At 67.3% G+C, this 13,788-nt stretch carries 13 protein-coding genes; 7 read left to right on the forward strand and 6 right to left on the reverse strand.

What is annotated here, in order from left to right; translation table 11 throughout:
• Window positions 1-10: 10 nt before the first annotated feature.
• Window positions 11-1,009, reverse strand: coding sequence for an NAD(P)/FAD-dependent oxidoreductase (locus BAY61_RS26730; RefSeq protein ID WP_091809209.1), 999 nt, complete (start codon window positions 1,007-1,009; stop codon window positions 11-13).
• Window positions 1,010-1,114: 105 nt separating this feature from the next.
• Here BAY61_RS26730 and BAY61_RS26735 point away from each other — a divergent pair, with 105 nt between their 5' ends.
• Complete coding sequence (locus BAY61_RS26735; RefSeq protein ID WP_091809207.1) at window positions 1,115-2,512, forward strand: class II fumarate hydratase; 1,398 nt, start codon at window positions 1,115-1,117, stop codon at window positions 2,510-2,512.
• 2 nt (window positions 2,513-2,514) lie between these two features.
• Here BAY61_RS26735 and BAY61_RS26740 read toward each other — a convergent pair whose 3' ends face one another.
• Window positions 2,515-3,540 (reverse strand): aldo/keto reductase, encoded by a 1,026-nt coding sequence (locus tag BAY61_RS26740; protein WP_091809468.1) that lies wholly within the window; start codon window positions 3,538-3,540, stop codon window positions 2,515-2,517.
• A 133-nt stretch (window positions 3,541-3,673) separates the two neighbouring features.
• Here BAY61_RS26740 and BAY61_RS26745 point away from each other — a divergent pair, with 133 nt between their 5' ends.
• On the forward strand, window positions 3,674-4,582 hold the full coding sequence (locus BAY61_RS26745; RefSeq protein ID WP_091809205.1) for a helix-turn-helix domain-containing protein: 909 nt from the start codon (window positions 3,674-3,676) through the stop codon (window positions 4,580-4,582).
• Here BAY61_RS26745 and BAY61_RS26750 read toward each other — a convergent pair.
• The gene (locus tag BAY61_RS26750) at window positions 4,566-5,129 is read right to left on the reverse strand and encodes a TetR/AcrR family transcriptional regulator (protein ID WP_420848858.1); all 564 of its coding nucleotides are present in this window, start codon (window positions 5,127-5,129) and stop codon (window positions 4,566-4,568) included. The two genes, BAY61_RS26745 and BAY61_RS26750, sit on opposite strands and share 17 nt — an antisense overlap.
• 81 nt (window positions 5,130-5,210) lie before the next feature.
• Between BAY61_RS26750 and BAY61_RS26755 the strand changes: the two genes are divergently transcribed.
• Genes BAY61_RS26755 through BAY61_RS26765 form a run of 3 tightly spaced genes read left to right on the forward strand, consistent with a single transcriptional unit; the run spans window position 5,211 to window position 8,244 of the window.
• A complete protein-coding gene (locus BAY61_RS26755) occupies window positions 5,211-6,191 on the forward strand; it encodes a DMT family transporter (RefSeq protein ID WP_091809201.1) in 981 nt (326 codons plus the stop codon).
• Complete coding sequence (locus BAY61_RS26760; protein ID WP_091809199.1) at window positions 6,101-7,612, forward strand: ATP-dependent DNA ligase; 1,512 nt, start codon at window positions 6,101-6,103, stop codon at window positions 7,610-7,612. The genes BAY61_RS26755 and BAY61_RS26760 overlap by 91 nt, the downstream gene beginning before the upstream one ends.
• A gap of 17 nt (window positions 7,613-7,629) precedes the next feature.
• Window positions 7,630-8,244, forward strand: coding sequence for an MBL fold metallo-hydrolase (locus BAY61_RS26765; RefSeq protein WP_091809198.1), 615 nt, complete (start codon window positions 7,630-7,632; stop codon window positions 8,242-8,244).
• Here BAY61_RS26765 and BAY61_RS26770 read toward each other — a convergent pair.
• Window positions 8,230-8,640 carry a YybH family protein gene (locus BAY61_RS26770; protein WP_091809466.1) on the reverse strand — a complete coding sequence of 137 codons (411 nt, stop codon included), beginning with the start codon at window positions 8,638-8,640 and terminating at the stop codon, window positions 8,230-8,232. The genes BAY61_RS26765 and BAY61_RS26770 overlap by 15 nt on opposite strands.
• 39 nt (window positions 8,641-8,679) lie before the next feature.
• On the opposite strand from BAY61_RS26770, the gene BAY61_RS26775 reads away from it, so the two are divergent.
• Both BAY61_RS26775 and guaB1 read left to right on the forward strand, forming a co-directional pair.
• Complete coding sequence (locus BAY61_RS26775; RefSeq protein WP_245865450.1) at window positions 8,680-9,048, forward strand: winged helix-turn-helix transcriptional regulator; 369 nt, start codon at window positions 8,680-8,682, stop codon at window positions 9,046-9,048.
• Between the two features lie 11 nt (window positions 9,049-9,059).
• Entirely contained in the window at window positions 9,060-10,499 is a 1,440-nt protein-coding gene (gene guaB1, locus BAY61_RS26780) for a GMP reductase (RefSeq protein WP_091809196.1), read from the forward strand.
• 20 nt (window positions 10,500-10,519) lie between these two features.
• On the opposite strand, the gene phoH2 is transcribed toward guaB1, so the two are convergent.
• On the reverse strand, window positions 10,520-11,911 hold the full coding sequence (gene phoH2 / locus BAY61_RS26785; RefSeq protein ID WP_091809194.1) for an RNA 5'-3' helicase PhoH2: 1,392 nt from the start codon (window positions 11,909-11,911) through the stop codon (window positions 10,520-10,522).
• A gap of 919 nt (window positions 11,912-12,830) precedes the next feature.
• On the reverse strand, window positions 12,831-13,610 hold the full coding sequence (locus tag BAY61_RS26790) for an isoprenyl transferase (protein ID WP_091809193.1): 780 nt from the start codon (window positions 13,608-13,610) through the stop codon (window positions 12,831-12,833).
• Window positions 13,611-13,788 lie beyond the last annotated feature (178 nt).

Consider the following 13,788-nt stretch of genomic DNA (forward strand, 5'->3'; position numbering starts at 1 on the left):
TTTGCCTCTCCTATTCGGCGTTGCTTGAGTGGCCGGGGAAGAGGTGTGCGTCGGGGTTGAGAGCGACGGCGATGTTGTTGATCGCCGTCGCCGCCTCGCCGAACCCGGTGGCGATGAGCTTGACCTTGCCGGGATAGGAGACGACGTCGCCTGCCGCGTAGACGCGGTGCCTCGCGGTGGCCATGGTGGAGTCGACGTCGATGGCCCTTCGCTCGATCTTGAGACCCCAGTTCTCGATCGGACCGAGGTCGGCGGTGAATCCGAGCGCCGCGACGACGGCCTGTGCGGGAAGCACCAGCGAATCGCCGCCCTTGACGTCGAGCGCGATTTCGGCGAGCCCACCTTCGGCGTCTTCCCTGAGCGCGGTGACCTCGGCGTCGGTGATGATCCGCACCCCTGCCTCACGGGCCTCCTTCACGATGGATTCGGCGGCCCTGAACCGCGATCTGCGGTGCACGAGTGCCACGCTCGCCGCGATCGGCTTGAGCGCGAGTACCCAGTCGAACGCGGAATCGCCGCCTCCGACGACGACCACGTGCTGATCCCTGTGCACGTCGAGCGCGGGAACGAAGTGCACGAGTCCCTTGCCGAGCCAGCCGTCGCCTGCCGGAAGCGGGCGCGGGGTGAACTCACCGATGCCTGCCGTGATGAGGACGGCGCCCGCTCGCACGACGTCTCCGCCGTCGAGGGTCATCCGCAACGGCCGGTCCTCGTCGGCCACTTCCTCAAGCGAGACGGCCTTGCGGCCAAGCAGATAGACCGGGTTCCACGGAGCGGCCTGCTCGACAAGCCCCTTGATCAGGTCGCGGCCTCGCACGGCGGGGAAACCACCGACGTCGTAGATCATCTTCTCCGGATACATGGCGGTGACCTGACCGCCGGTTTCGGGTAACGAGTCGACGATGGCCATGGAGAGGCCACGGAATCCCGCGTAGTACGCGGCGAACAACCCGGTCGGTCCCGCGCCGACGACGAGTACGTCGACCGACATTTCCTCGGGCGAGCCCATTGGCTCACCGCCCTTCCGCCAGTGGTGGGTGGTGGCAGTCTCGGTGCCGATCTTAGTGCCGAAGGACACTCGGCGGGCGGCGTCGCGCTGCGCCAAACTGGCGTTATGGCAGAACAGGAATTCCGGATCGAGCACGACACGATGGGCGAGGTCAAGGTTCCCGTCGACGCGCTCTACCGGGCGCAGACCCAGCGTGCCGTCGAGAACTTCCCCATCTCTGGCCGTGGCCTCGAACGTTCCCAGATTCGCGCGCTCGGCCTGCTGAAGGCCGCCACGGCCAGGGTCAACGCCAGGCTGGGAGTGCTCGAAGCCGAGATCGCATCGGCCATCGCGGCGGCAGCCGACGAGGTCGCCGACGGCGTTCACGACGAACACTTCCCCATCGACGTCTTCCAGACGGGCTCCGGTACCTCGTCGAACATGAACGCCAACGAGGTGATCGCGACGCTCGCCTCGCGCTCGCTCGGGCGTGACGTGCACCCCAACGATCACGTCAACGCCTCGCAGTCGTCCAACGACACGTTCCCGACCACCATCCACGTCGCGGCGACGGAAGCGGTGCTCACCGATGTGGTGCCCGCGCTCGACCATCTGGCGAGCACCATCGAGAAGCGGGCCGGCGAGTGGAAGGACGTCGTGAAATCGGGCCGCACCCACCTCATGGACGCCGTTCCCGTGACGCTCGGCCAGGAGGCCGGCGCCTGGGCTGCTCAGGTGCGGTTCGGCATCGAGCGGCTGCGCAGCGGACTTCCCAGGCTCGGCGAACTGCCCATCGGCGGCACGGCGGTCGGCTCGGGGCTCAACGCGCCTGCCGGGTTCGGTTCGGCGGTTGCCGGTGAGCTCGCGAAGGTCACCGGCTTGCCGCTCACCGAGGCCCGCGATCACTTCGAGGCCCAGGCGACACAGGACGGCATCGTCGAGACCTCGGGGCACCTTCGTACCGTCGCCGTGTCCCTGAACAAGATCGCCAACGACGTGCGCTGGCTCGGCTCCGGCCCGCGTACCGGACTCGCCGAACTGGCTCTTCCCGATCTCCAGCCGGGGTCGTCGATCATGCCCGGCAAGGTCAACCCCGTGATCCCCGAGGCGACTCTCCAGGTGGTCGCGCAGGTCATCGGCAACGACGCCGCCGTGGCGTTCGCCGGAGCGCAGGGCAACTTCCAGCTCAACGTCAACCTCCCCGTGATCGCCCGCAACGTGCTGGAGTCGGCACGGTTGCTCGCCGCGGTGTCGCGTCTGCTCGCCGACAAGGTGTTCGCCGGAGTGACGGTCAACGTGGAGCGGACGAAGGCTTACGCGGAGGGTTCACCTTCGATCGTGACCCCGCTCAACGCCTACCTCGGCTACGAGGAGGCGGCCGCCGTCGCCAAGCAGGCGCTCAACGAGCTCAAGACCATTCGCGAGGTCGTCATCGAAAGGGGCCACGTGCGCGATGGCAAGCTCACCGAGCAGCAGCTCGACGAGGCCCTCGACGTGCTGCGCATGGCGAACGGAGGCAAGTAGGTTCATCTCCTCCTGAGCGCCGACTCGGCGATGGAGGGCGGCAGGTAGTCGGCGTCGAGCGGGTTGAGGTCGGTTCCCGGTGGCACGATTCGGTCGATCCGGTCGAGTACGTCTGCTTCGAGCACCAGATCGCTGCCCGCCACGAGGTCGGTGAGCTGAGCCATCGTGCGGGGGCCGATGATCGCCGACGTCACGGCGGGATGGGCCCTGACGAAGGCGAGCGCGACGTGTGTCAGCGGCCTTCCGATGTCAGCGGCCAGCTTCCGCAGCTCGCCGACGGCTTCGAGTTTGCATGCGTTCGCCGGCAGCGCGGGATCGAACTTGTGTCGCTGCACGGTGCGCCGCCCCTCGGTCAGGTCGACGTCGGCGGCCCGTTCGTAGCGTCCCGACAACCAGCCGCTCGCGAGCGGGCTCCAGGTCAGCACACCCATGCCGTAGCGGTGGGCGGTCGGCAGGACGGCGGCTTCGGCTGCCCTGTTGAGAATGGAGTAGGGCGGCTGCTCGGTGCGTAGCCGCACGTGTCCCCAGCGCTGCGCCGTCCACTGTGCCTCGACGATGTGCTCGGCCGGAAAAACCGAGGAGCCGATTGCCCTCACCTTTCCGGCTCTGACCAGATCGGACAGTACGGAAAGCGACTCCTCGACGTCGGTCGCCGGATCGGGCCGGTGCAGTTGGTACAGGTCGAGATAATCGGTGTCCAGCCTGCGAAGGCTGTCCTCGACGGCGCGCGTGATCCAGCGCCGGGAGTTGCCGCGCCGATTGTCGTCCTCGCCCATCGGGAAGTGCACTTTGGACGCGAGCACGATGTCGTCGCGGCGTCCCTTGAGCGCCTTGCCGACGATGATCTCGCTCTCGCCGTCCGAGTACATGTCGGCGGTGTCGACGAAGTTGATGCCCGCGTCGAGGGCGGCGTGCACGATGCGTACCGCCTCGTCGTGATCGGCCGTTCCCCACGCGCCGAGCATCATCGTGCCGAAGCAGTACTCGCTGACCGAGATGCCGGTGCCGCCCAGAATCCGCCTGCGCATCGTGTGCCTCACTTTCGTTGGCCGTTGTCTCCCCCCGACGATCACCGGCCGAAGGGTGCGGCCACCAGGACCCGCGTTACCTGGGTTTGCCAGTACCAGGTTGCGGCGTCCAGGAGAGGGCAGACTGGTCGACATGGAAAGCACCTCGGATCCGTGGCGGGACCTCGGTGGGTTCCTGCGGTCACGCAGGGGCGCGCTCGATCCCGAGACGTTCGGCCTGCCTCGCGGACCTTCCCGGCGCAGGGTTCCCGGCCTGCGCAGGGAAGAACTGGCGCAGCTCGCCGGTGTGAGCGTCGACTACTACACGCGGCTGGAGCAGGGGCGCGCGCGCAACGTGTCCGACAGCGTGCTCGACGCGCTGTCGTCGGCGTTGCGGCTCAATGCCGACGAGGACACCTACCTGCGCAATCTCGCGGCACCGAAGCGGAGGAAGCCACGAGCACGGAAGCCGGACCGCGTCAGCCCACGGCTGCGCTGGCTGCTCGATTCGATGCCCGGTGTACCCGCGATGGTGCTCAACCGCCGGTGCGACGTGCTCGCGTGGAATCCGCTGTGCGCGGCGATCGCGTTCGACTTCGCGACGATCCCGCCTGCCGAGCGCAACATTCCCCGGTTGTTCTTCCTCGACGAGGACGACTCGCGGGCCTTGCATCCCGAGTGGGACAAGGTCGTCAAGGAACTCGTCGGCAACCTGCGCGCCGCGGCTGGGCACGATCCCACTGATCCCGAGCTGGCGAGCCTCGTCGGCGAACTGTCCCTCCGTAGCGAGACCTTCCGGAAACTGTGGGCGGCCCAGTCGGTTCAGGAAAAGACCGAGGGCATCAAGCACATCAGAAACCCGGTCGTCGGCGATCTGCTACTGCACTACCAGACCCTGCACGTGGCAGCGGCGTCGTCGGCGTCGTCAGAAGCAACACAGGGTCTCGTCGTCTACACGGCGGAACCTGGCTCGGAGACGGAACGCAATCTCGGACTGCTGGCGAGCTGGGTGGCCGGAACCGAGAGAACGGCGCGACACCTTGACGCTAGTTCAGTTCGATGAGCTGTTTCGCCACCTCTTTGGCATTGCCGACGGCACCGGGAACGACACCGAGCGAAGCGGTGACCGTCGCGCCTTCGAGTAGCAGCAGCACCGACGTCGCGATCTTGCGCGGATTTCGGATGCCCGCCTCCCTCGCGAGGGTGCGCAGGTAGTCGAGCAGCCACTGTTTCTGCTCGCGGATCACCTCGCGTCCGGGATGTCCCGCGTCGGGGAGTTCGGCCTGAGCGTTGACGAAAGCACACCCGCGGGGGTTCTCGGTCGCCATCCACTCCTCCAGCGCGTCGAACACGAGCAGCAACCGGCGGGTCGGCGTCATCCGGGTCCGCTGCTCGACCACGCGTACCACGTGTTCCCGCCATCGCTCGTCCCTGCGCCGAAGGTACTGCGCGATCAGCGCGTCCTTCGAGCCGAACCGGTCGTACAGAGTCTTCTTGGTGACGTTCGCCTCGTTCGCGATCGCCTCGACCCCGACAGCGTGAATTCCGTTGTCGTAGAACAGTTTTCCGGCGACTTCGAGCACTCGCTCGGCCGCTGGCGTCAATGTCATCTCCTCCGGCACCCCTTGACGGTATACCGATCGGTTTAGTATGTCTAGTGACTATACCGACCGGTATACCTAGGAGGTGAGATGAGCAGGGACACCCTCATCGGCACGGGATTCGTGCTGACCTGGAGTTCGGGTTTCATCGGCTCGACACTCGCGACCGCGCACGCGAGCGCGTTCACACTCCTGCTGTGGCGTTTCCTCGTCGTGGTCGCGCTGCTCGCGGTGTGGTGGCTCGTGTGGCACCGGCGCAGACTGCCGGTGAGGGCGGTCGGAATCCACGGTCTTGTCGGTCTGCTGTCACAGGGCGTGTTCCTTTTCGGCGTCGTGTGGTCGGCCCAGCTCGGTGTCCCGGCCGGAATCGCCGCGCTGATCGCCGCCGTGCAGCCCATCGCGACGGCGACGCTGTCGGGCCCGCTGCTCGGCGAACGAACATCACCGACACAGTGGGCAGGTCTCGCGCTCGGCATCGCCGGAGTCGCGCTCGTCGTCAGCGGGGACCTCGGCGGCGCCGGCGCGGCACCACCGCTGGCCTACGCGCTGCCCGTACTGGCCATGGCCGGTCTCGTCGCGGGTACCTTCGTCGAGCGCAAGGCTCCCCCACTGCCGATGGCCGACTCGATGCTGATCCACGCCGCCACCAGCACGGTCGTGTTCGGCGCCATCGCGGTCACCACGTCCACCGTGGCACCTCCCGCCGACGGCGGGTTCTGGGTCGCCGTCTCGATCGTCGTCGTGCTCGCCCACCTGGGCGGATACGGCTTCTACTGGCTCAACGTGCGCCGGAAGTCGGTCAACCACACGTCGACACTGCTCTACCTGACCCCGCCGACCACGATGGTGTTCGGCTACCTGCTCTTCGGCGAGCAACTCGGCGCGCTCTCCCTCGCCGGTCTCGTCGTGTGCCTCGTCGCCGTGCTGCTCGCGATCCGTTCGACACGCGAAATGTCGGTACCTCGCGAGATGATGGCGGCATGCTCCTCACCGACGTCGTCGACGGTTCAGCCGCTGTCGGCGCGACCAGGTCACGAAAGGCCAAGGTCGCCGTCCTCGTCGAGCTGCTGAGAGCGGCGCGAGCCGAAGAGCTCGCGGCGACCGTGGCTTTCCTCACCGGAACGCTCAGGCAGGGGCGGATCGGCACCGGCTGGCGAACGCTGTCCGAGTTGCGGGTCGAACCGGCGGCGGAACCACGGCTGACCGTCGCGGAGGTCGACACCGCGCTGGACACCGTTTCCAGGCTTTCCGGGAGCGGTTCGGCAGCGAGGCACGCCGAGGTACTGAGCACGTTGCTGGCCGGTGCGACGAAAGCGGAGCAGGACTTTCTTTTTCGTTTGCTCACCGGCGAGCTGAGACAGGGCGCGCTCGAAGGCGTCATGGTCGAGGCCATCGCCTCCGCCGCCTCGGTCCCCTCCGAAGCCGTGCGCAGGGCGTTCATGTTGTCCGGACGGCTGCCCTCCACGGCGAGCGCGGCGCTGCGCGGAGGGGTCGCCGCGCTCGCGGAGTTCCGGCTGGAGCTGGGAAGGCCGGTCAGGCCGATGCTCGCTTCCCCAGCCGAATCGCTGGCCGGTGCCGTCGCCGAACTGGGCGCCGTACTCGTCGAGTACAAAATGGACGGCGCGCGGATACAGGTGCACAAATCCGGCGACGAGGTACGCGTGTTCACGAGGACGTTGCGGGACATCACCGCGCACGTCGGCGACCTCACCGAACTCGTCCGCGCGCTGCCGTGCACATCGGCGGTACTCGACGGGGAAACGCTCGCGCTGACCGACGATGGCAGGCCACGCCCTTTTCAGGAAACGATGTCCCGCTTCGGCAGCACTCGTGAGGAACAGGTCAAAGCCTTGCTGCTGCGTCCTTATTTCTTCGACTGCTTGCACCTCGACGGCGCCGATCTGCTCGACGCGCCGCTTCGGGAACGCAACGCGGCGCTGCGCGGTGTCGCCGGCGAGTACCTGATGCCGGGAACGCTGGAACCCGAAGACCCGGAACCCATCCTCGCGGCCTCGCTGGAAACCGGGCACGAGGGAGTCGTGGTGAAAGCGCTCGATTCCCCTTACGCCGCGGGCAGAAGAGGCAAGGCGTGGCTCAAGGTCAAACCGGTCCATACGCTCGATCTGGTCGTGCTGGCGGCGGAATGGGGACACGGAAGGCGTACCGGCTACCTCTCGAACCTGCATCTCGGCGCCCGTGACCCCGATGGCGGGCCGCCGATCATGGTCGGCAAGACCTTCAAGGGACTCACCGACGAACTACTCGCGTGGCAAACCCGCGAGTTTCCGCTCATCGAAAGCCACAGGGACGACTGGACCGTCCACCTTCGACCCGAACTGGTCGTCGAAATCGAACTGGACGGTGTGCAGACCAGCACTCGCTACCAGGGAGGGGTCGCCTTGCGGTTCGCCCGCGTACTGCGGTACCGCCCTGACAAGGACGCGGCCGAAGCCGACACCATCGACGCGGTACGTGCCATGCTCCGCGGCTGACAGTTAGGGTCGGGGGCATGGCAGCGACGGTGCAGAACGTGGTGACGTCAGGTGTTTTCGAACTCGACGGCGGGTCGTGGGAGGTCGAGAACAACGTGTGGATCGTGGGCGACGACAAGGAGGTCATCGTCATCGACGCCGCGCACGACGCGAAGCTGATCGCCGACGCCGTCGGCGGCCGAGCGGTCAAGGCGATCGTCAGCACGCACGCGCACAACGACCACGTCAACGCCGCACCCGAACTGGCCCGGCTCACCGGAGCACCGATCTGGCTGCACCCCGACGACCGCGTGCTGTGGGACCTCACCCACCCCGGAAGGGCTCCCGAAGCGGAACTGGCCGAGGGGCAGGTCATCAGCGTCGGCGGTACGGAACTGAAGGTCATTCACACACCGGGACACGCCCCGGGAGCCGTGTGCCTCTACGCGGCCGATCTCGGAGCCGTGTTCGCGGGAGACACCCTTTTCCACGGTGGCCCCGGCGCGACGGGCCGGTCCTACTCGGACTATCCGACCATCGTGGCCTCCATCCGCGAGAAGCTGTTCGCGTTGCCCGACGAGACGACCGTGCACACCGGTCACGGCGAACACACGACGATCGGCGCGGAGAAGCAGGGCTCAGCCGGCTGGTAGTGCGCGCTGCGCGATGCCGAAGGGATTGTCGATCACGTATCGCCAGAAGCCGTCGGCTCCGCGTCTGGCGACGTCGGTCGCCGTTCCCTCGACCGGGTCCGGCTTCGCGGCGATGACCCAGTCGACGATCAGCAACGCCAGTTCACCAGCGACCTCGATCCTTCGTGGCCTGACGGTGATCGACCCGAGCGCCATCAGCCTGACGTTGTTCGCGTGCAGCCCTTCGCGAGTGACCGTCACCCCGTCCCCGCGCACCAGCACGGCATCCGGCTCGTAGAGCGCTTCGGGGTTACCGGCGTTGAACGCGGCCTCGAACGCGAAGGGGTGGTCATGCGGGTCGGTTGCCAGTCGCGCCGTTGGCACACTGGAGTCGTGGTTGTTGTGATCGATGCTCATCAGGCAAGCCAACACGGCTCCGGCGAAGGTCACCAAACGGTGAGTGACGGCTTCGACCCGGAACTGGTTCCCGACGCGAGGGGCGCGACCCGCAGGCCGGAACCGGAGTGTCCCGTCGAGGTCGCACTCGCCGCGATCTCGGGACGCTGGACGACACTGGTCCTGAGGGAACTGACCGCCGGTCCGCGCTCCTTCGGCGAGCTGCGAGCGGCGCTACCGACGGTGTCCGCGAAGGTACTCACCGACAGGTTGGCCGAACTGACCCGAAGAGGGCTCGTCGGCAAAGAGGTGCACGCCGGTTTTCCCACCAGGACGTCCTACCAGCTCACGACCGCTGGCAAACGTTTGCGTCCGCTGCTCGTCGAACTGTACCGAACAGGTGCGGCACTACTGGCCGAAACCACGTAGGCTGAAGTCTCGTGCAGTTTCTGGATGGCCACCGGCCCGCTCACGACCTGACCTACGACGACATCTTCCTGCTCCCGAACCGCTCGGCGGTGGAGTCGCGATTCGACGTCGATCTCTCCACGGTGGACGGCTCCGGCGCCACGATCCCCGTCGTCGTCGCGAACATGACGGCGGTGGCGGGCAGGCGGATGGCCGAGACCGTCGCGCGGCGCGGCGGGATCGTCGTGTTGCCACAGGATGTCGATCCCACGGCCGTCACGGACATCGTGTCCTGGGTGAAGGGCCGCGACACCGTGTGGGACACCCCGCTCGTGCTCAGGCCGGGCGACGCCGTCGCCGACGCGCTCAACCTCGTCGGCAAGCGCGCACACGGCGCCGTCGTCATCGTCGGCGAGGACGGCAAGCCCGCTGGAATCGTCGAGGAGGCTGCCTGTAGCGGCGTCGACCGGTTCGCGCGCCTCGGCGAGATCACCGACCCCACGGTGGTGACGCTGCCGATCACGACCCCGCCGAGGGACGTCTTCGAGAAGCTGCACGAACACGACGACCGGCTCGCGCTCGGCGTCGACGCCGACGGCAGGCTCGCGGGGGTCCTCACGCAGGTCGGCGCGTTGCGCGCCGGTATCTACCAGCCCGCGACCGACGCGAAAGGCCGCCTGCGCGTCGCCGCCGCGATCGGGGTCAACGGAGACGTCGCCGCGAAGGCGGAGGCCGTTCTCGCGGCCGGTGTCGACGTACTCGTCGTCGACACCGCGCACGGGCACCAGGAGAAGATGCTGGCCGCGCTCAAGGCCGTGCGCTCGGTGTCGCCGTCGGTTCCCGTCGTGGCAGGCAACGTCGTCACGGCCGAGGGAACCCGCGACCTCATCGAGGCCGGTGCCGACGTGGTCAAGGTCGGGGTCGGTCCCGGCGCGATGTGCACGACCCGCATGATGACCGGTGTCGGCCGTCCGCAGTTCTCCGCGGTGCTGGACTGCGCGGCCGCCGCGAGGGAATTCGGCAAGCACGTGTGGGCTGACGGCGGTGTGCGCCATCCGCGCGACGTCGCTCTCGCGCTCGCGGCAGGTGCTTCGGCGGCGATGGTGGGATCGTGGTTCGCCGGTACGCACGAGTCGCCTGGCGACCTGCGCTACGACGAGCACGGCAGGCCCTACAAGGAATCGTTCGGCATGGCATCCAAGCGCGCCGTCGGTGCCCGAACCCGCGCCGACCAGGGCTACGAGCGCGCCCGCAAGGCGCTCTTCGAGGAGGGCATTTCGTCGTCGAGGATGGCGCTGGACCCCGCGAGGCCCGGCGTCGAGGACCTGCTCGACTCGATCACCGCGGGCGTGCGTTCGGCCTGCACCTACGCCGGAGCGGCCTCACTGGAGCAGTTCCACGAGCGCGCGCTGCTCGGCGTGCAGAGTGCCGCCGGGTTCGCGGAGGGCCGCCCCCTGCCGTCAGGCTGGTGACGGCCCCTCCGCGACGCGCCTCAGCCGTGGTGTTCCAGCATCTCGGTGACCAGTGCCGCGATGGGCGAGCGTTCGGAGCGCGTGAGGGTCACGTGCGCGAACAACGGATGCCCCTTGAGTTTCTCGATCACGGCGGACACCCCGTCGTGCCTGCCGACGCGGAGGTTGTCGCGCTGGGCGACGTCGTGGGTCAGCACGACCCTCGACGCGGTTCCCAGCCGCGACAACACCGTCAGCAGTACGTTGCGCTCCAATGACTGTGCCTCGTCGACGATGACGAACGCGTCATGCAGCGAGCGGCCCCTGATGTGGGTCAGCGGGAGAACCTCCAGCATTCCCCTGTCGAAGACCTCGTCCAGCACCTCCTGGCTCACCAGCGCGCCCAGGGTGTCGAAGACGGCCTGCGCCCACGGCTGCATCTTCTCGCTCTCCGAGCCGGGCAGGTAGCCGAGGTCCTGCCCTCCCACGGCGTACACCGGCCTGAACACCACCACCTTGCGATGCATCCGGCGTTCCATGACCGATTCGAGACCGGCGCACAGGGCGAGCGCCGACTTGCCGGTACCCGCCCTGCCACCGAGCGAGACGATGCCGACGTCGGGGTCGAGTAGCAGGTCGAGTGCGATGCGTTGCTCGGCGGAGCGGCCGTGCAGACCGAATACCTCCTTGTCGCCGCGCACGAGCCTCGCCTGCTTGTCGGGAGTGATCCTGGCCAGCGCGCTCGCCGTCCCCGCGAGCAACCGCAATCCGGTGTGACAGGGCAGTTCCGCCGCTTCCGGGCGCCCGAACTCGCCGAGATCCGCGACTCCTTCGGAGAAGAGCGCGTCGAGCGCTTCCTGCGGCACGTCGAGGTCGGCGGTGCCCGTCCATCCCGACGGCGTCACTTCCTCCGCTTTGTACTCGTCGGCGTCGAGTCCGACCGAACCTGCCTTGACCCGCAACGGAATATCCTTGGTGACAAGGGTCACGTTCACGAGTTCGTTGGCGAGGTTGAGCGCGCAGGCGAGTATGCGGTGGTCGTTGGAATCGGTGCGGAAACCGGGCGGCAATACCGTCGGGTCCGAGTGGTTGAGTTCCACGTGCACCGTGCCGCCCTGCTCCCCGATGGGAACGGGGGCGTCCAGTCTGCCGTGGGTGCGCCTGAGGTCATCGAGCAGGCGAAGGGCTTCCCGTGCGAACCAGCCGAGTTCCGGGTGGTGCCGTTTGGCCTCCAGTTCGCTGATCACGACGAGCGGCAAAACAACGGAATGCTCGGCGAATCTGGTTACCGCCCAGGGGTCGGACAACAGCACCGAGGTGTCGAGCACGTAGGTGTATCGCTGTGATCCGGAGGAGCCGGTGGCTCCAGAAGTGCCATTGGCACTGTCGGCTGAGCGGCCGGAGGCCTTTCGGGGCAAACGCTGCGCAGTCACGACGGCATCTCCCTCGTGGGCGTTGGCACCACGCCCGCACTCGCTGGGCCGGGCACTGCCCTGGCTGGTCGTTGTCACTGACGCCGGAGCGTCAGCACACACGCCCACGAGGGCCCGGTGCCGGCCCCCTCGTGCGTTTCCTGAACGGCTTCGCCGTTCGCTCAACCACTCCCACGACCAGGGCCTCCCGCGACGACCCGCATGGGTTCGCAAGCCGTCACCACGGAAGCTACCTGCGCGCGCCGTTTCGTGCAGGCAGCCAGCCAGGTGATTCGCCGATTCGTCATCTCACTGTTGGTACTGATCCACTCCGGCCACCATTTCAACTACACACGGTGACCAAGATGGGCAAGTTTCGGTGTCGCCCTCGCCCCGTTCACCAATCCAGGTCAGCAGGACTTTTACCGAAACCCGCGATTCGTCCGTGTACCAACGGAAATCGCATCCGCCAAGACGCCATTTGGTTTTCCGAACCGGACGAGTGCTCGGCCCCCATGGCTTCCTCACACAATGGTGTAAGTGGGGCATCGGAGGTCGACCGATTGCAGTAGCTTCCTCACGTGGACGAGCCGGGACACCGGCGAATCCCGCTTCAACGAAATAGGAGTGTGTGCGAAATGCTGCTGAGGGGCTGGTTTTCGTGACCGCGACGGCCACGGCGGATGCCGTGGCCTGACACCGCTTCGCTGCCCCACGGGGCTTCGCGAATCCGGTGACGCACCAAGGCGGGATCACGTTCTCTCACCCCTGACAACCGGCTCACCGGCTGCGGTGTGACGTCGAACGACATCGCTACCGTGCCGCTGGCGCCCTGGCGGGTCAGCCCGTCCCGGCGTTCCCTCTCAGCTTTCCGATCGTTCACCAACGGAAGCCGGTCGTGGTCGGCGGATATGTTCCGCCGACCACGACCGGCTTCGACTCAGGCTCCGTAACGGCGGTGCCTCACCGCGTAGTCGCGCAACGCGCGCAGGAAGTCCACCCTGCGGAACGCGGGCCAGTACGCCTCCGTGAACCAGAACTCCGAATGCGCGGACTGCCACAGCAGGAACCCGGAGAGCCGCTGCTCGCCCGACGTTCGGATGATCAGGTCGGGATCGGGTTGCCCCGAGGTGTACAGGTGCTCGGAAATGTGGTCGACGTCCAAAATCTTCGCGAGCTCGTGGATGGTCGTTCCCTCGTCGGCGTGCTGCTTCAGCAGCTTGCGCACCGCGTTCGCGATCTCCTGCCTGCCTCCGTAGCCGACCGCGATGTTCACCACCATGCCGTCACGGCCCGCCGTGCGCTTGCAGGCGGCAGCGAGCCGGTCCGCGACGCTGTCCGGCAGCATGTCGAGCGCGCCCACGATCGAGAGCCGCCACGAGTTGCCCGGTTTGGCCAGCTCGTCCACGACATCCGGGATGATTTCGAGCAGCGCGGCGACTTCCTCGTTGGACCTGCTGCGGACGTTGTCGGTCGACAGCAACCACAACGTGACGACCTCGACGTCGGCTTCTCTGCACCAGCCGAGGAAGTCGGCGATCTTCTTGGCACCCATCCGGTGCCCGCCGTTGACGTCGGTGAACCCGGCTTCCCGCGCCCAGCGCCGGTTGCCGTCGAGGATCACTCCGATGTGTCGAGGATGACGACCGCCTGCCTGCTGGACAAGGCGCCACGAGTAGGCGCTGTAGACGATGCGCGAGAGGAAAGACCGAAGACTCACGTCACGGCAGCGTACGCCTGGTGACAGGTGGCATTCGCGGCGCCGGTCGGCTCGCGTTCAGCCCACGAGAACTTAACAGCGCGGAGGGCGCAGAGGAGGCGATTGCGTTCGCGAAAACATCCGGGTCAGCGGCCTGGACTTGGTCGAATGGCGCGTCTCGACCCTCTCGGCCGTCAAC

This window comes from Prauserella marina, assembly GCF_002240355.1.
Taxonomy (GTDB): domain Bacteria; phylum Actinomycetota; class Actinomycetes; order Mycobacteriales; family Pseudonocardiaceae; genus Prauserella_A; species Prauserella_A marina.

Bases quoted from the DNA above. Each gene is read 5' to 3' on its own strand.
- BAY61_RS26745 (WP_091809205.1), top strand. From the start codon at position 3,674: ATGGAAAGCACCTCGGATCCGTGGCGGGACCTCGGTGGGTTCCTGCGG.
- BAY61_RS26735 (WP_091809207.1), top strand. From the start codon at position 1,115: ATGGCAGAACAGGAATTCCGGATCGAGCACGACACGATGGGCGAGGTC.
- BAY61_RS26740 (WP_091809468.1), bottom strand. From the start codon at position 3,540: ATGCGCAGGCGGATTCTGGGCGGCACCGGCATCTCGGTCAGCGAGTAC.
- BAY61_RS26765 (WP_091809198.1), top strand. From the start codon at position 7,630: ATGGCAGCGACGGTGCAGAACGTGGTGACGTCAGGTGTTTTCGAACTC.
- BAY61_RS26770 (WP_091809466.1), bottom strand. From the start codon at position 8,640: ATGAGCATCGATCACAACAACCACGACTCCAGTGTGCCAACGGCGCGA.
- BAY61_RS26760 (WP_091809199.1), top strand. From the start codon at position 6,101: ATGCTCCTCACCGACGTCGTCGACGGTTCAGCCGCTGTCGGCGCGACC.
- BAY61_RS26755 (WP_091809201.1), top strand. From the start codon at position 5,211: ATGAGCAGGGACACCCTCATCGGCACGGGATTCGTGCTGACCTGGAGT.
- BAY61_RS26750 (WP_420848858.1), bottom strand. From the start codon at position 5,129: ATGACATTGACGCCAGCGGCCGAGCGAGTGCTCGAAGTCGCCGGAAAA.
- BAY61_RS26730 (WP_091809209.1), bottom strand. From the start codon at position 1,009: ATGGGCTCGCCCGAGGAAATGTCGGTCGACGTACTCGTCGTCGGCGCG.